Here is a 19,995-nt window from a genome sequence, read left to right on the forward strand (position 1 = left end):
CGTGAGCACGGTAGACGCCGACGGACCCCAGGCCACGTTCCCCGCGATCACTCCACCCGACGAGCAGGCCCGCAGGCAGGCGGTGGCGCGGCACGCGCAGCTCACCAAGCCCGCCGGTTCGCTGGGGCGGCTGGAGGAACTCGGCGTGTGGATCGCGTCCTGCCAGGGAGCCTGTCCGCCCCGGCCGTTCACCCGGCCCAGGGTGGTGGTGTTCGCGGGCGATCACGGCGTGGCCGCCGAGGGCGTCTCGGCCTACCCGAGCGAGGTCACCGGGCAGATGGTGGCGAACTTCCTCACCGGCGGGGCCGCAGTCAACGTGGCGGCGACCAACGCGGGTGCCACCGTCCGAGTGGTCGACATCGCGGTGGCGGGCGACACCCCGGAGCTGATCGCGACGCACAAGATCCGGCGCGGCTCCGGGGCCGTCAACCGAGAGGACGCGCTCACCGAGGCGGAGACGGCCGCAGCCGTGGCGGCGGGCCGGGCGATCGCGGACGAGGAGATCGACGGCGGCGCAGATCTGCTGATCGCCGGGGACATGGGCATCGGCAACACCACCCCGGCCTCGGTGCTGATCGCCGCCCTGACCGACACCGAGCCGGTGGCCGTCGTCGGGCGGGGCACCGGCATCGACGACGCGGGCTGGATGCGCAAGACCGTGGCGATCCGCGACGCCCTGCGCCGCGCACGGCCGGTCGCGGGCGACCCGCTTGCGCTGCTGCGGGTCGCAGGCGGCGCCGATCTGGCGGCGATCAGCGGCTTCCTCGCCCAGGCGGCCGTCCGCCGCACGCCGGTGCTGCTCGACGGGCTGATCGTCGGCGCGGCGGCGTTGATCGCCGAGGAGCTGGCGCCGGGCGCCCGCCGCTGGTGGGTGGCGGCGCACCGCTCCGCGGAACCGGCGCACACCCTGGTCCTGGATCAGCTCGACCTGAACCCGCTGCTCGACCTGGGAATGCGGCTGGGCGAGGGCTCTGGCGCCCTGGCAGCGCTGCCGCTGCTGACGCTGGCGACGCGCGTCCTCACCGAGATGGCCACCTTCGAGGAGGCCGGGGTGACCAGCACGGAGCCGGTCTGACCGCAGGCGCTCCCGGCGGCCCGACGGCCGTCGACGTTCCGTGCTCCGTGCTCCGTGGGCGGCCTCGTCCGATGAACCGCATCGCCGGACGGCCGCCGTCCGTTGGGGAGGCGCGACGCCGATCCGCCTCGTCGACACCGTCCCGGCCGCGTGCACTCGTCTCGCCACGCGACGACGAGATCCGAGACGACGACATCGAGGGCGGGGAGGCGGCGACATGGGAGACGGCGTTCGACTGGCACTGAGCTGGCTCACCGTGCTGCCGGTGCCGACCAGGGTCGTCGACGCCCGCGCGGCGCGACAGGCGATCATGCTGGCGCCGCTGGTGGGCGCGCTGCTCGGGCTGTTCGGCGCAGGTGTGCTGCTCGGCCTCACCGTGATCGGGGTCCCCTCGGCGGCCACGGGCCTGCTCACCGTGGGCTTCCTCTCATTGGCCACGCGGGGGATGCATCTGGACGGTCTCGCCGACACCGCCGACGGACTCGGCTGTTACGGCTCGCGGGAGCGCGCGCTGGCGGTGATGCGGGACGGCGGCGCAGGCCCGTTCGCGGTCGTCACCCTCGTCATCCTGCTCGGCGTGCAGGCGGCCTCCCTCGCGGCGCTGGCCGAGGCGGGCGCCTGGTACGTCCTCCCGGTGGCGCTCGCGGCCGGGCGAGCGGGTTTCGTCTGGTGTGCGCGACGCGGGGTGCCTGCGGCCCGGCCCGACGGACTCGGCGCGCTGGTGGCGGGCAGCCAACGCCGGTCGGTCGGGCTCGGCTGGTGGGCAGTGCTCCTGATCGCGGCCGTCGCGACGGCACCGCAGAACCCGTGGGTACTGGGGATCGGCGTGCCTGCCGCCTTCGGCGCGGTGGCCGTCCTCTCTCGACACACCACTCGACGCTTCGGCGGCATGACCGGAGACGTCCTCGGCGCGGCCTGCGAGACGGCCGTGACCATCGTCCTGGTCGCCGCAGCCGCCGCTCACTGAAGGCTGGGCGGCGACAGTCACGTCAGCACGTCACCGGCCGGGCACCCGCCGACGACGAAGGGCCGCCCGCGACGAATCGCGAGGCGGCCCTGGTCTGTCGCGAGACTCAGCCGAAGCTGTGCATCCAGCCGTGGGCGTCGGGTGCGGTGCCGCGCTGGATGGCGATCAGCGCATCGCGCAGCCGCTGGGTCACCGCGCCGGTCTTGCCGTCGCCGATGACGAAGCTGCCGCCCTCGTACCTGGCGCCGCCGACCGGCGTGATCACCGCCGCCGTGCCGCAGGCGAACACCTCGGTGATCTCGCCGGAGGCCACGCCGGACTCCCACTCCTCGACCGACACCCGACGCTCCTCGGTCCGGTAACCGAGGTCGCGGGACAGCCGGAGCAGGGAGTCCCTGGTGACGCCCGCGAGCAGCGTGCCGGTGAGCTCGGGGGTCACGATGGTCGCGTCCGCGCCGGAACCCCACACGAAGCAGAGGTTCATGCCGCCCATCTCCTCGACCCAGCGGCGCTCCACCGCGTCGAGCCAGACCACCTGATCGCAGCCCTGTTCGGCGGCCTGGGCCTGCGCGAGCAGGGAGGCCGCGTAGTTACCCGCGAACTTGGCCGCCCCGGTGCCGCCGGGCGAAGCGCGGACGAACTCGGTGCTCAGCCAGACGGTGACCGGGTTGAGCCCGCCCGCGAAGTAGGCGCCTGCGGGCGAGGCGATCAGCAGGTAGGCGTACTCGGCCGCAGGTCGCACGCCGAGGCCGATCTCGATGGAGAACATGAACGGCCGTAGGTACAGCGACTCCTCGGCGTGCTCCGGCACCCAGTGTCGATCCACCTCGACCAGTTCATGCAACGAGCCGAGGAACAGCTCGTCGGGAAGCTCCGGCATCGCCAGCCTGCGGGCGGAGGATCGGAATCGAGCGGCGTTGTCCTCCGGGCGGAAGGTCGCCACGGTGCCGTCCGCCTGCCGGTATGCCTTGAGGCCTTCGAAGATGGACTGGCCGTAGTGCAGGACCATCGCCGCCGGGTCGATCTCGAACGGCGCGTACGGCAGCACACCGGCCTGGTGCCAGCCCCGATCGGCGGTCCAGTCGATGCGCACCATGTGGTCGGTGAAGTGCCGACCGAAGCCGGGGTTCGCGAGTACCTCGGCGATGCGTTCCGGCGTGGCGGGGCTCGGATTCAGGGTCCGGGAGAATGGCAACACCGAGGTCATACCGGCAGCCTAATACTCGGTCCGTGCTCCGAGCATCGCCTCCCCTATTGTTGGAGATCCGATATCTTTCCGATCGGCGCATCGGCGGGTCGACGCACCGCCGTCGCACGCCGGGGCGACCGCGACCGGCCACGTCGATCCCGGACCCGCCGCGACCGGCCTGATCTCCGCCGGGATCGACGACGAGGTCAGCGGACGTGGGACTCCACGAACGGCGGCGCGACGACCGCACAGGCCAGCGGCCTGCCCCGCACGTCCACCACGACCTCCGAACCGAGTTCCACCCCGGCCGAGGTGTCGAGCAGGGCCAGGGCGATGCCGGTCTTGAGCGTCGGGGAGAACGTGCCGGAGGTGGTCCGGCCGACGGCCGCGCCGTCGCCGTCGCGCACGGTCATGTCCGCACGCGGGACGCCCCTGCCCAGCGCGCGTAGGCCGCGCAGCCTGCGAGCCCGGCCCGCCTTCTTCTCGGCCAGCAGCGCGTCTCGACCCCAGAACGCGTCCTTCTTCCAGCCGACGGCCCAGCTCGCGGAGGCCTGCAGCGGGCTGATCTCCGTCGAGAGCTCGTGACCGTGCAGCGCGTAGCCCATCTCGGTGCGCAGCGTGTCCCTGGCCCCGAGTCCGCAGGCCCGGCCGCCGACGGCGGCGGCCGCTGCCGACAACGCGTCCCACAACGCGGGCGCGTCGTCCCAGGCAGGCACCAGCTCGTAACCGTGCTCCCCGGTGTAGCCGGTCCGGCAGACGCGCACCGTCGTGCCGCGCCACGGGGCGTCGGCGAACGCCATGTAGTCCAGGTCGGCGGGCAGCCCCAGCGCGCCGAGCACCTCGGCCGAACGGGGACCCTGCACCGCGAGGACGCCGAAGTCCTCATGCTGCCCGGTCACGGTCACGCCGTCCGGCGCCGCCGCGCTCAGCCGCCGCACGACCTCGGCCGTGTTGGCCGCGTTCGGCACCAGGAACACCTCGTCGTCGCCGACGAGGTAGGCGATGAGGTCGTCGACGACGCCGCCGTCCTCGGTGCAGCACAGGGTGTACTGCGCCCGACCCGCCGAGATCCGACGCAGGTCATTGCTGAGACACGCGTTGACGAACTCCGAGGCTCCCGGCCCGGCGACGGTGGCCTTGCCCAGGTGGGAGACGTCGAAGATCCCCACCGAGTCACGGACGGCGCCGTGCTCCGCGACGACCCCGCCGCCGTCGTACTGGATCGGCATCTCCCAGCCCCCGAACGGGGCGAAGACGGCGCCCAGCGACTCGTGGGCCCGGTGCAGCGGACCACGACGCGATTCTGGCTTCGATGACTCGTTGCTCTGGCTCACGATCGCGGAGGCTACCGCCACGGCCTCGCGGTGAGCGCGAGCGCGGCGGCGCCGAAGGCGAGGACGAGCGCGGTGCCCGCGAGCGCAGCCACCGGCAGGCTCATCGCGAGGATCACCGAGGCGAACATCCCCGTGCAGCCGCGCCGCGCCGAGGCCGTGTCCTGCTCGCCCGCGATCAGCCGTGCCGAGGCGTTCAGGAACGCGTAATGCGTGAGCAGCAGGCAGACGCCCATGGCCAGTACGGCGGCCGGGGCGAGCACGAGGACCGCGACACAGGCGGCGAGTCCGACGACCAGTTCCACTGACCAGCTCGGCTCCGACGCGTCGGAGCGGGCACGCGAGGGCCAGCGCACGTCGCCCTCCACGATCGACACCCGCATCGCGTCCCGTGCCGAGGTGAGCGCGGCGATCACCGGGGGCAGCATGGCCGCCAGCGCCGCGATGCCGACGAGCGTGGCCAGCGGGGCGGCGTCTGCGGCGACGACGAGATCGAGCAGCGGCGTCGGCGACAGCCCGAGCCGATGCGGGCCGAGCTGGTGCCATCCCGCGAAGGCCACGATCAGGATCAGGGCGGCCGAGGCGAGCAGGGCGATGGTCATCGGCGCGATCACACCGCTGCGCGGGCGAGCACCGCGGGTGGTGAATCGCTCGAAGCCGCAGAAGGCGACGAAGGCCATGGCCGCCGCCTCCGCCACCCCGCTGATCTCGACGACCGGTACGGGCGCCCCGCTCGGGGCGGGCTCCAGAGCCACTGCGGCGGCCACCACGATCGCCAGCACGCCCACGACCAGGACCGGCAGCAGGCCGAGCCCGCGTGGGCGGGGCAGCCGCGCGATCACGAGCGTCGTCGCCACCGCGATCACCAGCGGGCCGGACCACGATCGCCCGCCGGGCCAGAGGTGATCGGTCAGGACGCCCGCGATCCCGGCGGCCAGGATCACCTGACCGGCCAGGAAGGCCACGCTGCTGAGTCGGGCAGGCCACACGCCGAGGTGATCACGTAGGTCGATGTGGGTGCCGTGCTGTCGCGAACCGGAGTCCCCGGCCCGACCGCGAGCCGAGGCCAGCACCGCAGACGACGACACGGTGCACCAGGCGGCGAGGAGAGCCGCCAAGACCGCGAGTGGAAGCCAGGGACCTGCCGTCGCGACGCCCAGCGCAGGTACGAGGAAGACGCCGACACCGAGCAGACAGCCCAGCGCCACGGTCACCGAGCTGAGCAGTCGCAGTGGCAACGTGCGCCGAACACACGTCAACAGTTGCGTCACCTCTACACCGTTCCAGAGATCACTCTCGGCGGGTAGCCGCCCGATCGTGGAGACCAATCAGCACGGAACGTAGTCGACGCCAGCCGGGCAGGCCCGAACACCGGCTCGATGTCCCTCGTCGTCACCCCGGCGGGGCAGCCGCCCGACACCCCGCCGGGTGCCGACGAAGACCCGCCGTCCACGAGGTCCCCCGCCGCCCGCCGGTCGACGTCGAGTGCTTCGGCGGCCCTTTCTCCTGGCAGTCGCATCGGCCCGTCGAACATCGGACACCGACTACGGCAGCCTGCGTGCCACTGGCGACGGAAATCGATGTTCGGGGAGCTGGAACACCCAGCTCACCGTGGTTCTACCATGCGCAGCAGAAGCACGGCCCCGCCCACGAATCGCGTGCCGGGGCGAGAACACGTCGCGAAGGAGCCTCACGTGAGCAGCCCCACGCTTGCCGTCACCGACAGTGATCCTGTCGGCCTGACAGCAGACGCCCTGATCATCGGCACCGTGCAGGGCACGGACGGCGCCACGCCCGCACCGGGATCGGACTCGGTCGACGCGGCGTTCCCCGGTGGTCTCGCCGCGCTGCTGACGGTGGTGGGTGCGACCGGCCGCGCCGACGAGGTCGTCAAGATCCCGACGCAGGGTCGGGTCACCGCACCACTGCTCATCGCGGTGGGGCTCGGCAAGGCCGACCAGGACGGCGGGCTCACCGCCGAACAGGTCCGACGCGCCTCGGGTGCGGCAGCCAGGGCGCTGGGCGACGACGTCGCGCAGGTGGTGAGCACCCTGTCGACGATCGACCTGGCCGCCGCCGCACAGGGCACCGCGCTCGGCGCCTACCGCTTCGACCAGTACAAGTCGACCGAAGAGGGTCGGGCACTGAACTCCGTCACGTTCGCCAGGACGCCGGAACAGGACGGTGACGCCACCGCGACCCTGACGGCCGCCGCCGCCATCGCGAAGGCGGTCAACTCCGCCCGCGACCTGGTGAACACCCCGCCCAACGACCTTTTCCCCGAGTCCTTCGCGCAGCGCACCGCCGACCTGCTCCGCGGCACCGACGTCGACTTCGAGGTGCTCGACGAGCAGGCGCTGGCCAGGGACGGCTACGGCGGCATCCTCGGCGTCGGCGCGGGCTCCTCCCGACCGCCTCGCCTGCTCCGCCTGCGGTACAAGGGCCCCAAGGCGGGCAAGAAGGTCGCACTGGTCGGCAAGGGCGTGACCTTCGACAGCGGCGGGATCTCGCTCAAGCCCGCAGCCGACATGCACCACATGACCAGCGACATGGCGGGCGCCGCCGCCGTCGTGGCCGTCGTGGTCCTCGCCGCCGAACTGGGCTATCCGCTGGAGATCACCGCGACGGTGCCGCTGGTCGAGAACCTGCCGTCCGGCACCGCCTACCGGCCGGGCGACGTGCTCACCATGTTCGGCGGCAAGACCGTCGAGGTCCTCAACACCGACGCCGAGGGCAGGCTGATCCTGGCCGACGCGATCACCCGCGCCGCCGAGGACGAGCCCGACTACCTCATCGAGACCTCCACCCTCACCGGGGCGCAGGTCGTGGCGCTGGGCAAGCGGACCGCCGGGATCATGGGCTCCGACGACTTCCGCGACCGGGTCGCGGGTCTGGCCCGCGCCACCGGCGAGGGCGGCTGGGCGATGCCGCTGCCCGAGGAGCTGCGCGGCGACCTGGACTCCAAGCTGGCCGACCTCGCCAACATCACCGGTCACCGCTGGGGCGGGATGCTCGCCGCCGGGATCTTCCTGCGCGAGTTCGTCGCCGAGGGCCTGGAGTGGGCGCACATCGACATCGCGGGGCCGTCGTACAACGACAAGGCCCCGTGGGGCTACACCCCCAAGGGCGGGACCGGCGTCCCGGTGCGCACCATCGCCGCCGTGCTCGCCGACATCGCCGAGCAGGGCTGAGCCGAGCAGGGCTGAGCCGAGCAGGACTGAGCAGGACTGAGGCGAAAGCAGCCACGGTCCGGCGGAGGCAGCAGCGCCCCGGTGAGTCGAGACTCACCGGGGCGCTTCTCGTGTCGTGGTCGAGGCACACCCCGCGCGATCGCCGCGGACGCGCAGCCCTCTCGATCACCGTCGGTCGGGCTGCGGCGCCTCGACGCCGAGCAGACCCCGCCGACCAGGGCGGCTCCCGCTACAGAACCCGACCTGCTCCGGCCGAACGCATCCGGTGCCACTGCCGGGCGGTCTCGGTGAGATCGGCGAGATCAGCCATCGGCCTCGCAGGCCCGGCCTGCGTCCAGACGGACCCCGACTCGTCGAAGGCTACGACGCTCGTCCCGACGGGCCACGAGATCGGCGGTGATCCTCCGCCGCGACACCGCCGAGTGCGCCGCCTGGCGCAGGCATCCGATCCAACAGCGCACCGGCACGCCGGTCGGGCGGCTCATCCGACACCGACCCGGCACCACGGGCCGCAGGCCTGGGGCCGGGCTCGTCGCCGCCCGCCGGTCCGGCGATCGTCCGCGCGGTCGGCCTGCTCACCGGTCACCGAAGCCATCGGCCGTCTGAGCTGCGCCGTCGTCCGACGCGGCTCGCCCGCCAGGCGGCCGGGCTCAGTCGACCGGTCCCCCAGCCCTCGGGCTCAGTCCTCCATGCGGCGGCGCTGCTCCTGTTTCCGTGCCGAGCGCTGCCGAGCCTGGAAGTCGCGCATCCGCTGCGGATAGCCGACGAGCCCGACGTCGTACACGGGCATGGCCAGCTTCTTGGCCAGCTGTTTGGCCGCCTCCGGTCCGGCGATCCGACGCCGGGTCCACTCGCCGTCGTGGGCGACGAAGACGATCGTCGTCTCCGTGACCGTGGTCTTCGGCTCGACGAAGGCCTCCACCCCGCGTCGAGCGGCAGCCCACTGTTCCAGATGACTCGTGTCGTCCTTGCTTGCCACGCGGGTCGTTCCAGGACGTTGACTCCTGCGAAACCTATCGAAAAGGCCCACAACGGACACCTCCTTCGTTATTGCCTCGATCCTGCCGGCCGGAGGTGTCACGGCGGTGACGTCCAGGCCGATCAATCCAAGCTCGTTTCATGATCCGTCATCGGCCGTCGGGCGCCGACGCGGCGAGGGGCCTGGCGAAGGCGCCGTCGCCCCCGGATCACCGCAGGCCGCCCGAGTGGAGATCGGGCCGCGACCGGTCACGGCGCGTCGGTCCGCGCGTGGTCCGAGCGAGGACGGGGATGCCGCCGCCTGCCGAGGGCATCGGCGGCATCCGGCACGGGCATCCGACACGGCGGCCGAACAGGGCCGGTCGAGGCCGCGTCGCCGACACGCCCGGCGTGGTGACAAGATGGCGTCGGGTACCAGCGACGACCGGCGCTGCATCCGATATATACGCGACCACCCTGTCGATGCGTTCGCAAGGAGATCCCGTGGCTGACACCTCCGCCGACATCGTGATCCTCGGTGGCGGCTCCGGCGGTTACGCGTGCGCGCTGCGCGCGGCTGAGCTGGGCCTGTCCGTCGTTCTGATCGAGAAGGACAAGCTGGGCGGCACCTGCCTGCACCGAGGCTGCATCCCGACCAAGGCGCTGCTGCACGCCGCGGAGATCGCCGACTCTGCCAGGGGAGGAGACGCCTTCGGCGTCAAGACCTCCCTGGAGGGCATCGACATGACCGGCGTCAACGCCTACCGCGACGGCGTGGTGAGCAGGCTCTACAAGGGTCTCCAGGGCATGATCAAGTCGAAGAAGATCACCGTGGTCGAGGGCGAGGGCACCTTCGTCGGTCCGAACTCCGTCGAGGTGGACGGCATCCGCCACACCGGCAGGAACGTGGTGCTGGCCACCGGCTCGTACGCCAAGAGCCTGCCCGGTCTCGAGCTGGGCGGCCGCGTCATCACCAGTGACCAGGCGCTGGAACTGGACTACGTCCCGGACCGGGTCGTGGTGCTCGGCGGCGGCGTCATCGGCGTGGAGTTCGCCAGCGTGTGGCGCTCCTTCGGCGCGGAGGTCACGATCGTCGAGGCGCTGCCCAGGCTCGTCCCCGCCGAGGACGAGTTCCTGTCCAAGCAGCTCGAGCGCGCGTTCCGCAAGCGGGGCATCGCGTACAAGACCGGGGTCCGCTTCAGCGGCGTCACCCAGAACGACGCCGGTGTGTCGGTGAGCCTGGAATCGGGCGAGCAGCTCGACGCCGACCTGCTGCTCGTCGCCGTCGGACGGGGGCCCAGCACCTCGGGCGTCGGCTACGAGGAGGCGGGCGTGGCGATGGATCGGGGCTTCGTCCAGACCGACGACCTGCTGCGGACCAACCTGCCGAACGTCTACGCGGTGGGCGACATCGTCCCCGGCCTGCAACTGGCCCATCGAGGCTTCCAGCAGGGCATCTTCGTCGCCGAGCAGATCGCCGGGCTGGACCCGACGCCGATCGACGAGACGGGCATCCCCCGCGTCACCTACTGCGAGCCGGAGGTCGCCTCCGTGGGCTTGACCGAGGCGGCGGCGGCCGAGAAGTACGGCGCGGTGCAGACCCTCGTATACGACCTCGGCGGCAACGGCAAGAGCCAGATCCTCAAGACCTCGGGTGCGGTGAAGCTGGTCAAGGCGGGCGCCAAGGGAGAGGACGGCCCGGTCGTCGGCGTCCACCTCGTCGGAGCCCGCGTCGGCGAGCTGATCGGCGAGGCGCAGTTGATCTACAACTGGGAGGCCCATGCCGAGGACGTCGCCCCCCTGATCCACGCACACCCCACCCAGAACGAAGCCCTCGGCGAGGCGCACCTCGCCCTGGCCGGCAAACCCCTGCACGCCCACGCCTGATGCCGGCGCGAGGAACATCCCCAACGAGCGACTAGTTCGAGGAGTCAGCGAAACATGGCCTTCTCCGTCCAGATGCCCGCACTCGGCGAGAGCGTCACCGAGGGCACCGTCACCCGGTGGCTCAAGCAGGAAGGCGACCGCGTCGAGGTCGACGAGCCGTTGCTGGAGGTGTCCACCGACAAGGTCGACACCGAGATCCCCTCCCCGGCGGCAGGCATCCTGCAGCGCATCGTCGCCCCGGAGGACGAGACCGTCGACGTCGGCGCCGAGCTGGCCGTCATCGACGACGGCTCCGGCGGCGCGGACGCTCCGTCCGCACCTGCGGAGTCCGCACCCGAACCCCCCGCCCAGGAGACGCAGGCCCCGGCTGCCGCCGAGCAGGAGGCCCCGGCCCCGCAGCAGTCCGAGCCCGCCGCGCCGCAGGGTGGTGGCGAGGGCACGTCCGTGCCGATGCCCGCGCTCGGCGAGAGCGTCACCGAGGGCACCGTGACTCGCTGGCTGAAGCAGGTCGGCGACTCCATCGCCGTCGACGAGCCGCTGCTGGAGGTGTCCACCGACAAGGTCGACACCGAGATCCCCTCGCCGGTGGCAGGCACGCTGCTGGAGATCTCCGTCCAAGAGGACGAGACCGTCGAGGTCGGCGCGCAGCTCGCCGTCGTCGGCGCGGCAGGCGCGGCTGCACCCGCAGCACCCGCCCCGGCCGCCGAGCCCGAGCCTGCGGCGCCTGCCCCGGCCGAGCAGCCGAAGCCCGCCGAGCAGCCCCCGGCAGCTCCCCCGGCCCCGGCCCAGCAGGCGGCACCCGCTGCCCCGGCGCCCACGCCCCCTGCCGCCCCGGCAGCGGCCCCGGCGACCGGGAACGACGCCGCGCCGTACGTGACCCCGCTGGTGCGCAAGCTCGCCACCGAGCACGGCATCGACCTGGCGACGCTGACCGGTACCGGCGTCGGCGGTCGGATCCGCAAGCAGGACGTCCTCGCCGCAGTGGAGGCGGCCAAGGCTCCCGCGCCCGCCGCCCCGACACAGGCCCCGGCCGCCGCCCCGGCAGGCGGGCCCAGTGCGGAGGCCGTCGCACTGCGCGGCAAGACCGAGAAGATGAGCAGGCTCCGCCAGGTCATCGCCCAGCGGATGGTCGAGTCGCTCCAGGTCTCGGCGCAGCTCACCACGGTCGTCGAGGTCGACGTCACGAAGATCGCCCGCCTGCGCGACCGGGCCAAGAAGGCGTTCCAGGAGCGGGAAGGCGTCAAGCTCTCCTTCCTGCCGTTCTTCGCCAAGGCCACCGTCGAGGCGCTCAAGCAGCACCCGAAGCTCAACGCCTCGGTGAACGAGCAGGCCAAGGAGATCACCTACCACGGTGCCGAGCACCTGGTCGTCGCGGTGGACACCGACCGAGGCCTCCTCGTGCCGGTCATCCACAACGCGGGTGACCTGAACCTCGGCGGCCTGGCCCGCAAGATCACCGATCTCGCCGAGCGCACCAGGGCGAACAAGATCACCCCGGACGAGCTGAGCGGCGGCACGTTCAGCCTGACCAACACCGGCAGCCGGGGCGCCCTGTTCGACACGCCGATCGTGTTCCAGCCGCAGGTCGGCATCCTCGGCGTCGGCAGCGTGGTGAAGCGCCCGGTCGTGGTCAGCGACGAGGCGGGCGGCGACACCATCGCCATCCGCTCGATGGTCTACCTGGCCCTGTCCTACGACCACCGACTCGTCGACGGCGCGGACGCGGCCCGGTTCCTCTCCACCATGAAGCAGCGGCTGGAAGAGGGCGCCTTCGAGGCCGATCTGGGTCTCTAGATCCGCCGACCCGGCTTGCCGGGTGACACCCGATCACGTCAGGCCCCCGAACCGTTCTGGTTCGGGGGCCTGATCGCGTCTCGCCCCCGAATCGGCCGATGGTCGGCGGCGTCCGGCCGCCCGCCCGCCCGCCGGAAGAGGTCGATCATCGGACGACGAACCCGCAGGTCGACTGCCCGACAGTCCCCCACTGCGGTCGATCAGGAGCCGCCGATCGAGCGGGCCCGGCCGCAAGCCGGTCTGCACGCCCAGTGGCAGACCGACTCCCGTGGTGCACCCGCCCGATACCGGGAGAGAACTCGCATTCTGGATGCCGATCGGCGACGATCACGCCATGCGCATCGTGATCGCGGGCTCCTCGGGACTGATCGGCACCGCCTGTGTCGCACTGCTTCGGCGGCGCGGCCACGAGGTCGTCCGGCTGGTCCGCCGGGCCGCCGCCGCACCGGACGAGCGGAGCTGGGACCCGCCGTCCGGCGTCATCGAGCCGGGTGCGCTCGACGGTGCGGACGCGGTGATCAACCTGTGCGGCGTGGGCATCCTGGATCGCCGATGGAGTGACGGCCGCCAGCAGATCATCCGCGACAGCAGGCTCGTTCCCAGCGAGGTGCTCGCGGGCGCCGTCGCGGACGCGGGAGTCCCGGTGCTGGTCAACGGCTCGGCCGTCGGCTATTACGGCGACACCGGAGACCGCGCCGTCGACGAGGGCGCCCCGGCAGGCGCAGGCTTCGTGGCCGGGCTGTGCGTGGACTGGGAGGACGCCGCCGCCGGGGCCACCGCCTCGGGCGGCAGGCTCGTGATCGCCAGGAGCGGCATCGTGCTCGCGCGCTCCGGCGGCCTGCTGGGCAGGCTGCGCCCGCTCTTCTCGGCCATGCTCGGCGGCAGACTGGGCAGCGGCAGGCAGTACATGTCCTGGATCTCCCTGGAAGACCACGTCGCCGCGCTGTGCTTCCTGATCGAGAACGAGTCGATCTCCGGCCCGGTCAACCTCACCGCACCCGCTCCGGTGACCAATGACGACTTCACCAGGGCGCTGGCCACCGCCGTGGGCAGGCCCGCACCCTGGGTGGTTCCCGGCTTCGCGCTGCGGGCGGTGGTGGGCGGCGCCGCCGACGAGATGATCCTCACCGGACAGCGAGCGGTCCCCCGCGAGCTGGCCCGTCACGGCTTCCAGTTCGCGCATCCGACCGTCGACTCCTGCCTGCCCGCCACCGTCGGCGGATGAGACCAGCGCCTGCGGGCGTAGGGTCGTGCTCGTGCCTCAGACGAACGCATCGGCGCGCAGCGCGTCCTGCCGGGCGAGCGCGGAACCCGTGCTCGTCGAGCGGATCGGCCGTATCGACTATGTGCAGGCCTGGGACCGGCAGCGAGAGCTCGCCGCCGCCCGTGCCGACGGACAGGGTCCGGACTCGCTGCTGCTCCTGGAACATCCCTCGGTCTACACGGCGGGCAAGCGGACCCAGCAGGAGGACCGCCCCTCGGACGGCACCCCGGTGGTCGACGTCGACCGGGGCGGGAAGATCACCTGGCACGGGCCGGGTCAGCTCGTCGGTTATCCGCTGATCGCGCTGCGGGACCCGATCGACGTCGTCGACTACGTGCGCAGGCTGGAACAGGCGCTGATCAGCGTGTGCGACCAGCTCGGCGTCCACACCGGCCGGGTGGAGGGACGCAGCGGCGTCTGGCTGCCCGCCGACGATCGCGGGATCGAGCGCAAGATCGCGGCCATCGGCATCCGGGTGCAGCGCGGCGTCACCATGCACGGCTTCGAGATCAACTGCGACGCCGATTTGGCGGCCTTCGATCGGATCGTGCCCTGCGGCATTCGCGACGCCGGGGTGACCTCGTTGAGCCAGGAGCTGGATCGACCGGTGACCGTGGCCGAGGTCCTGCCGTTGGCCGAGCAGGCGGTGTTGGACGCGATCGAGGGCATCCTGCCGATCAGCGAACGCGACGCCAGGGCAGGCGGAACCGAGCCGGTGCTCGATCCGGCCACCTTCGCCCTGGCCCCCAGCCTGGTGCCGCGAGGCTGACCCCGGCCGGGCGCTGTTGAAGACCGTCCGGGAGTTCGCCTCGCCGGGGGTCACCGCGGGCGGGACGGCTCCGGCACAGGCCTCGGCTCGCCGGCCCGCCGGACAGACAGCCGGGCGCGAGCCTGCCGCAGCCGGCGGTGGACGGCGCATCCGGCCTGCGCGCGCTCTCCGACCACCCGCCGGCGGGCAGACGTCGGCCCGCCCGGGTCAGCCGAGCTGCGGGACGACCTCGGCGGCGACCAGCTCGATGTGCTCCAGGTCGGTCACGTCCAGGACCTGGAGGTACATCCGGTCGATGCCGCCGCGCTCCCGCCAGCGGCCGAGCTTGTCGACCACCTCGGCGGGCGAGCCCGCGAGGCCGTTCTCGCGCAGCTCGGCGGGCTTCCGGTCGATCGCCTCGGCCCGCCGGACGAGCTCGGCGTCATCCCGCCCGACGCACAACACCTGGGCGGCAGACCACCGGATCTCACCGGGGTCCCGGCCCACGTCGACGGCGGCGGCCCTGACCCGGTCGAACTGGGCCGCAGCCGTGTCGGCGTCGACGAAGGGCAGGTTGAACTCGTCGGCGAACCTCGCGGCCAGCCTCGGAGTCCGCTTCTTGCCGCTGCCGCCGATCACCACCGGCGGCCCCGGCCGCTGCACCGGCTTGGGCAGCGCGGGCGAGTCGACGAGCCGGTAGTGCGTTCCGTCGTAGGAGAAGGTCTCGCCCTCCTCGGTCGCCCAGAGCCCGGTGATGACCTCCAGCTGCTCGGTGAACAGGTCGAAGCGCTCCCCGATCGGCGGGAACGGGATGCCGTAGGCGGTGTGCTCGCGGGCGAACCAGCCGGTGCCGAGCCCGAACTCGACTCGACCACCCGACATCTGGTCGACCTGGGCGACCGCGACGGCCAGCGGGCCGGGGTACCGGAAGGTCGCGGCGGTCACCAGCGTGCCCAGCCGGATCGTGGCGGTCTCCCGTGCCAGAGCCCCCAGGGTCACCCAGGCGTCGGTGGGGCCCGGCAAGCCGCTGCCGTCGCCCATCGAGAGGTAGTGGTCGGAGCGGAAGAAGGCGTCGTAGCCGGTCTCCTCGGCATGCCGAGCGAGCCGGAGCAGGTCGTCGTAGGAGGCACCCTGCTGGGGCTCGGTGAAGATACGGAGAGTGAGGCTGTCAGTCACGCTCCCCAGGCTACGACCCGACCGCCCGACCGCCTGTCCCACCGTGCAGGGCCGTTCGGGGTCGGTGTCGCTCTGCCGAGCCGAAGCGGGTATTGATGTCCTCATGGCGAAGTGGACCATCACGGATATTCCAGATCAGTCAGACCGAGTCGCGTTGATCACCGGCGCCAACTCCGGCATCGGCCGAGCCTGCGCGGTGGCGCTGGCCTCGCGCAACGCCAGGGTGCTGGTGGCGGCGCGGTCGGTCGAGCGCGGTACTGCCGTCGTGGAGAAGATCACGTCGGTAGGCGGCCGGGCCGAGCTGCTCGAGCTCGACCTCGCCGACCTCGCCTCGGTACGTCGGGCGGCCGCCGAGGTCGGCGAACGCGCCCCGGAGGGCCTGGACCTGCTGATCAACAACGCGGGGGTGATGGCCACTCCCCTCAAGCGCACCGCAGAGGGCTTCGAACTGCAGTTCGCCACCAACCATCTCGGACACGCCGCCCTCACCTGGCTGCTGATGCCCCGACTCCGACAGCGACCGGGAGCACGGGTCGTCACCGTGTCGAGCTTCACCCACAAGGGACGCGGGCTGGACCTGGACGACCCGAACTTCGATCAGCGCAGATACAACTCCGGCCAGGCCTACAGCCAGTCGAAGATCGCGAACCTGCTCTTCATGTTCGAACTCGACCGCAGACTTCGCACCGACGGCGCCGACGTGCTCAGCGTCGCCGCGCATCCGGGCATCGTCGACACCGAGCTGGCGGCCAACTCCGCCAGGATGCGTGCCTCGGACTTCATCGAGAAGGCGGCGAACCTCTTCAGTAAGACGACCGGACAGTCGCCGGAGCAGGGCGCCCTCCCGCTGCTCTACGCGGCCACCATGGCCGACGTCCGTGGCGGGGACTACTTCGGTCCCGACGGCCTTGGCGAGCTGCGTGGCGGGCCCAAGCGGGTGGCGACCTCCGCCGAGGCGCAGAGCATCTCGGATGCCCGCAGGCTCTGGGAGATCACCGCCGAACTGACCTCGGTAACCCCCGACCCCGTCTGAGGGCCTGCCTTCGGTCCCGCTCCGTCGGGAACGGGGATCGGCGTGGACGAAGCCGCACGGCGACCGGAGGAAGCCGCGACGGAGTCATGAGGACCGACGACGCAGCCGCAGATCGCCGCGACTGCCCCGCGCGACTCCGACGGCAGGGATCACAGACAAGCCGCGAGAACACCGGTGCGCTGGGACGACGATGACCGTCGCTTCCCGCAGGCCTCCCGATGCCTCGGCGACCACGAGTCCGGGCGCCTACGCCGCCGCCACCACGGGAAACGGCGGCGTAGGCTGGGCCGCGTGACGGTCGTACCGGAGGGACGGAAGCTGCTGCGTCTGGAAGTTCGCAACAGCCAGACGCCCATAGAGAAGAAGCCATCCTGGATCAAGACCCGCGCGCGCATGGGCCCGGAGTTCCGCGAACTCAAGAGCCTGGTGCGCCGCGAGGGACTGCACACGGTCTGCGAGGAGGCGGGCTGTCCCAACATCTACGAGTGCTGGGAAGACCGTGAGGCGACGTTCCTCATCGGCGGCGGGCAGTGCACCCGTCGATGCGACTTCTGTCAGATCGACACCGGCAAGCCGGATGCCCTCGATCGTGCCGAGCCGCGCAAGGTGGCGGAGTCGGTCCAGGCCATGGGCCTGCGGTACTCCACGGTCACCGGCGTCGCCCGGGACGACCTCGACGACGGCGGCGCCTGGCTCTACGCCGAGACGGTCCGGGAGATCCACCGGCTCAACCCCGGAACCGGCGTCGAACTGCTGATCCCGGACTTCAACGCCGATCCCGACCAGCTCGCCGAGGTCTTCAGCAGCAGGCCGGAGGTGCTGGCGCACAATCTGGAGACCGTGCCGAGCGTCTTCCGACGGATGCGCCCCGCCTTCCGCTACGACCGTTCGCTCGAGGTCATCACGGCCGCCCGTGCGGCGGGCCTGGTCACCAAGTCGAACCTGATCCTCGGGATGGGCGAGGAGCCCGCCGAGGTGGTGGCCACGATGCGCGACCTCCACGAGGCAGGCTGCGAGATCCTGACCATCACTCAGTACCTGCGGCCGAGCACTCGACACCACCCGGTGGACCGCTGGGTGAAGCCCGAGGAGTTCGTCTCCCACCAGCAGGCGGCCGAGGAGATCGGCTTCGCAGGCGTCATGGCGGGCCCGCTGGTGCGTTCGTCGTACCGCGCGGGCAGGCTGTTCGCCCGGACGAAGGCGCACCGGGGCGAGGCACTGCCTGAGAACCTGCTGCACCTGGCCGACGAGCAGCCTGCCGCTCAGGAGGCCGCCGCGCTGCTGGCCCGCTGAGCAGGCACGAGAGCGGGTCCCGGCCTGCGGGAGCCGCCCAGAAGAGACGCTCAGGCGACCGGATCCGCTCACCCTTCGTGACCGTCCGATGACGGTCACGGCGGTGGGCGGACCGGCCGCCCACCGGTCACGACGTCGGCCGTATCCTAGGGCCATGGCCCCTAAGCTGGATAAAGCTGCCGCCAAGGAAGCGGCGAAGCAGCGACGCCAGGCTTCCCGAGAGCGTCGCAAGCAGATCTTCGAGGCGTTCAAGATGCAGCGCCGCGAGGATCGCGGACTCATCCCGTGGATGGTCGGCGCGCTACTCGTGGTCGCCGGGGCGATCTTCGGCCTCGGCTTCATCTGGGGACTCCAGTGGGTCTTCCTGCCGGTCGGCATCGCCTTCGGTCTGCTGGCCGCCGTGGTCATCTTCGGTCGCCGCGTGCAGCGCAACGTGTATCGCAAGGCCGACGGTCAGCCGGGCGCGGCAGGCTGGGCGCTGGAGAACCTGCGCGGCCGGTGGCGAGTGACCAACGCCGTCGCCGGGACGGCCCATCTCGACGCCGTGCACCGGGTGATCGGGAGGCCGGGCATCATCCTGGTCGGTGAGGGCGCCCCGCACCGGGTCAAGAACCTGCTCGGCCAGGAGAAGAAGCGCATCGCCCGCGTCGTCGGCGACACCCCGATCTATGACGTGATCGTCGGGAACGACGAGAAGCAGGTGCCGCTCTCCAAGATCCAGGCTCACCTGGCGAAACTGCCCCGCAACATCACGGTGGCCCAGATGGACGTCATCGAGACCCGGCTGGCCGCGCTGGCCAGCAAGGGCGTGCCGCTGCCCAAGGGCCCGATGCCGCAGGGCTCGAAGATGCGCAGCATGCAGCGCACCGTGCGCCGTCGCTGACCCACGCCGAATCCGCACCGCCGCCGACGCTGGTGTCCAGTCAGGGCCGTCACCACGTCAGACCGAACGGGCCGCCTCTCGGCGGCCCGTTCGTCGTCTCGGCCTCGAGCGCTCGGGGAGTTCGGCAGCGGATCGAGGGCGTGCCGCGCTGCGACCGATTCCGCCTTCAATGGTTCGGATCGGCTCGGCAGGCCTTCCGTTCGCGGGGCGGCCGGTTCGCGGGGCGGCCGCGCACGAGAACCGGCAGACTGCCCTTTCGTGCCTGACGTGCCTGCCGACTGGCCCCCCGATGTGTCAGGGGCGGTACCGCATCAGACGGGCCCGTCAGACGTCGTCCGGAACCGGCCGTGCGATCGCGGTGGCTGCCCACGACGGCATGCGGCCCGTCCGATCCCGTTTCACCGGTTCACCACCCGCCCACGGCGCCGCCCCGAGGCATGCCGGATCAGACGGTCGAGGCCGTCGGCGCGGGCCGACGGGCGGCGCAGGCCTCAGTCCCGATGACGACCGGCCGCACTCCTCGGCCGTGGAGTTCGACGACCGTCGGCGGATGGGCGCGGCGACGCTCATCGCGATCGGACGACCACGGTCCCGGCGGCCTTGTCGTGCAGCCCTCGGGAGTCGGCGTCCCAGATCAGCGCGGGCACGATGAAGAAGATGAGCGCGGTGCGCGCCATGGCGCGCAGCGGACCGACGGCGGGAATGTCGCCGACCCTCGCGACGCGAATGCCCAGCAGGGCCATCCCGGGGGTGAAGCCCACGGTGGCCACCGGCAGGATGGTCAGCAGCGCCCAGACGAGCAGGCTCCAGTTCCTCGGCAGTTCCGGCGCGGTGAACAGGCCTGCGATCAGCGCGGACAGCAGCAGGTCGACCAGCAGGGCGACGGCCCGGCTCCCCTTACCGGCGACCGAGTCGGGTCCGTGCTCGGGCAGCCCGAGGCGTTGGCCGCGCCAGTCCTGCCGGACCTGCTCCGGTCGTTCCCCCGGCGGCAGCGCCGAGGATGGTCCGGTCAGCCAGGATCCGGTCAGCCTGTTCACCAGTCCAGAGTAAACCGCCTGGTGAAGGCGATCACGGCGGGTCGTGCCGCTCGGCGAACCCGCAGGCCAGTTAACGTGGTCGAAACATCCGGTTGATGAGTGGGCAACACGGGCCACCTAGCTTCGCCGTGAGCCGGTGGCATTAGACCGGTGGGAGGGACGGCACTGCC

Annotated in this window: 16 protein-coding genes; 10 read left to right on the top strand and 6 right to left on the bottom strand. The window is 71.9% G+C overall.

From position 1 onward, the window contains the following. The first annotated feature begins 1 nt into the window (after nt 1). Together cobT and cobS are read left to right on the top strand one after the other, a co-directional pair. Nucleotides 2-1,075 (top strand): nicotinate-nucleotide--dimethylbenzimidazole phosphoribosyltransferase, encoded by a 1,074-nt coding sequence (gene cobT / locus UA75_RS25745; protein ID WP_075742455.1) that lies wholly within the window; start codon nt 2-4, stop codon nt 1,073-1,075. A 217-nt stretch (nt 1,076-1,292) separates the two neighbouring features. Next, complete coding sequence (cobS, locus tag UA75_RS25750; RefSeq protein ID WP_075742456.1) at nt 1,293-2,042, top strand: adenosylcobinamide-GDP ribazoletransferase; 750 nt, start codon at nt 1,293-1,295, stop codon at nt 2,040-2,042. 106 nt (nt 2,043-2,148) lie between these two features. Here cobS and UA75_RS25755 read toward each other — a convergent pair whose 3' ends face one another. The 3 genes from UA75_RS25755 to UA75_RS34770 form a co-directional block, all read right to left on the bottom strand. Next, entirely contained in the window at nt 2,149-3,249 is a 1,101-nt protein-coding gene (locus UA75_RS25755) for a branched-chain amino acid aminotransferase (protein WP_075742457.1), read from the bottom strand. Nucleotides 3,250-3,437: 188 nt separating this feature from the next. After that, nucleotides 3,438-4,565 carry a glycine cleavage system aminomethyltransferase GcvT gene (gene gcvT, locus UA75_RS25760; protein WP_075744213.1) on the bottom strand — a complete coding sequence of 376 codons (1,128 nt, stop codon included), beginning with the start codon at nt 4,563-4,565 and terminating at the stop codon, nt 3,438-3,440. 11 nt (nt 4,566-4,576) lie between these two features. Further along, nucleotides 4,577-5,833, bottom strand: a complete 1,257-nt coding sequence (locus UA75_RS34770) for a hypothetical protein (RefSeq protein WP_232237448.1) — start codon at nt 5,831-5,833, stop codon at nt 4,577-4,579. 423 nt (nt 5,834-6,256) lie between these two features. Between UA75_RS34770 and UA75_RS25770 the strand changes: the two genes are divergently transcribed. Further along, nucleotides 6,257-7,753: a leucyl aminopeptidase gene (locus UA75_RS25770; RefSeq protein WP_075744214.1), complete on the top strand. Its 1,497-nt coding sequence runs from the start codon at nt 6,257-6,259 to the stop codon at nt 7,751-7,753. 679 nt (nt 7,754-8,432) lie between these two features. Here the strand turns inward: UA75_RS25770 and UA75_RS25775 are convergent. Further along, a complete protein-coding gene (locus tag UA75_RS25775) occupies nt 8,433-8,783 on the bottom strand; it encodes an oxidoreductase (protein ID WP_075744215.1) in 351 nt (116 codons plus the stop codon). A 431-nt stretch (nt 8,784-9,214) separates the two neighbouring features. Between UA75_RS25775 and lpdA the strand changes: the two genes are divergently transcribed. The 4 genes from lpdA (at nt 9,215) to lipB (ending at nt 14,424) form a co-directional block, all read left to right on the top strand. Beyond that, the gene (lpdA, locus tag UA75_RS25780) at nt 9,215-10,597 is read left to right on the top strand and encodes a dihydrolipoyl dehydrogenase (protein ID WP_075742459.1); all 1,383 of its coding nucleotides are present in this window, start codon (nt 9,215-9,217) and stop codon (nt 10,595-10,597) included. Between the two features lie 54 nt (nt 10,598-10,651). Further along, nucleotides 10,652-12,391, top strand: a complete 1,740-nt coding sequence (gene sucB / locus UA75_RS25785; RefSeq protein WP_075742460.1) for a 2-oxoglutarate dehydrogenase, E2 component, dihydrolipoamide succinyltransferase — start codon at nt 10,652-10,654, stop codon at nt 12,389-12,391. Between the two features lie 334 nt (nt 12,392-12,725). Continuing rightward, nucleotides 12,726-13,616: a TIGR01777 family oxidoreductase gene (locus tag UA75_RS25790; protein ID WP_075744216.1), complete on the top strand. Its 891-nt coding sequence runs from the start codon at nt 12,726-12,728 to the stop codon at nt 13,614-13,616. Between the two features lie 31 nt (nt 13,617-13,647). After that, nucleotides 13,648-14,424 (top strand): lipoyl(octanoyl) transferase LipB, encoded by a 777-nt coding sequence (lipB, locus tag UA75_RS25795; protein ID WP_075744217.1) that lies wholly within the window; start codon nt 13,648-13,650, stop codon nt 14,422-14,424. Between the two features lie 207 nt (nt 14,425-14,631). Here the strand turns inward: lipB and UA75_RS25800 are convergent, their stop codons facing one another. Beyond that, nucleotides 14,632-15,579 (bottom strand): LLM class F420-dependent oxidoreductase, encoded by a 948-nt coding sequence (locus UA75_RS25800; protein ID WP_075742461.1) that lies wholly within the window; start codon nt 15,577-15,579, stop codon nt 14,632-14,634. A 103-nt stretch (nt 15,580-15,682) separates the two neighbouring features. On the opposite strand from UA75_RS25800, the gene UA75_RS25805 reads away from it, so the two are divergent. The 3 genes from UA75_RS25805 to UA75_RS25815 all read left to right on the top strand — a co-directional run bounded on the left by UA75_RS25805 (nt 15,683) and on the right by UA75_RS25815 (nt 18,788). Continuing rightward, a complete protein-coding gene (locus UA75_RS25805; RefSeq protein WP_075742462.1) occupies nt 15,683-16,612 on the top strand; it encodes an oxidoreductase in 930 nt (309 codons plus the stop codon). Nucleotides 16,613-16,903: 291 nt separating this feature from the next. Then, nucleotides 16,904-17,905 carry a lipoyl synthase gene (gene lipA, locus UA75_RS25810; RefSeq protein ID WP_075742463.1) on the top strand — a complete coding sequence of 334 codons (1,002 nt, stop codon included), beginning with the start codon at nt 16,904-16,906 and terminating at the stop codon, nt 17,903-17,905. A 154-nt stretch (nt 17,906-18,059) separates the two neighbouring features. Next, the gene (locus UA75_RS25815) at nt 18,060-18,788 is read left to right on the top strand and encodes a DUF4191 domain-containing protein (RefSeq protein ID WP_075742464.1); all 729 of its coding nucleotides are present in this window, start codon (nt 18,060-18,062) and stop codon (nt 18,786-18,788) included. A 566-nt stretch (nt 18,789-19,354) separates the two neighbouring features. Here UA75_RS25815 and UA75_RS25820 read toward each other — a convergent pair. Continuing rightward, the gene (locus UA75_RS25820) at nt 19,355-19,825 is read right to left on the bottom strand and encodes an RDD family protein (RefSeq protein ID WP_075742465.1); all 471 of its coding nucleotides are present in this window, start codon (nt 19,823-19,825) and stop codon (nt 19,355-19,357) included. Between the last annotated feature and the right edge of the window lie 170 nt (nt 19,826-19,995).

Origin of the sequence: Actinoalloteichus sp. GBA129-24 (assembly GCF_001941645.1) — a bacterium.
Taxonomy (GTDB): Bacteria; Actinomycetota; Actinomycetes; order Mycobacteriales; family Pseudonocardiaceae; genus Actinoalloteichus_A; species Actinoalloteichus_A fjordicus.

Excerpts from the sequence above, each read along its gene's own strand:
- sucB (WP_075742460.1), top strand. The coding sequence starts at position 10,652 with ATGGCCTTCTCCGTCCAGATGCCCGCACTCGGCGAGAGCGTCACCGAG.
- cobS (WP_075742456.1), top strand. The coding sequence starts at position 1,293 with ATGGGAGACGGCGTTCGACTGGCACTGAGCTGGCTCACCGTGCTGCCG.
- UA75_RS25805 (WP_075742462.1), top strand. The coding sequence starts at position 15,683 with ATGGCGAAGTGGACCATCACGGATATTCCAGATCAGTCAGACCGAGTC.
- UA75_RS25790 (WP_075744216.1), top strand. The coding sequence starts at position 12,726 with ATGCGCATCGTGATCGCGGGCTCCTCGGGACTGATCGGCACCGCCTGT.
- UA75_RS25755 (WP_075742457.1), bottom strand. The coding sequence starts at position 3,249 with ATGACCTCGGTGTTGCCATTCTCCCGGACCCTGAATCCGAGCCCCGCC.
- UA75_RS25815 (WP_075742464.1), top strand. The coding sequence starts at position 18,060 with ATGGCCCCTAAGCTGGATAAAGCTGCCGCCAAGGAAGCGGCGAAGCAG.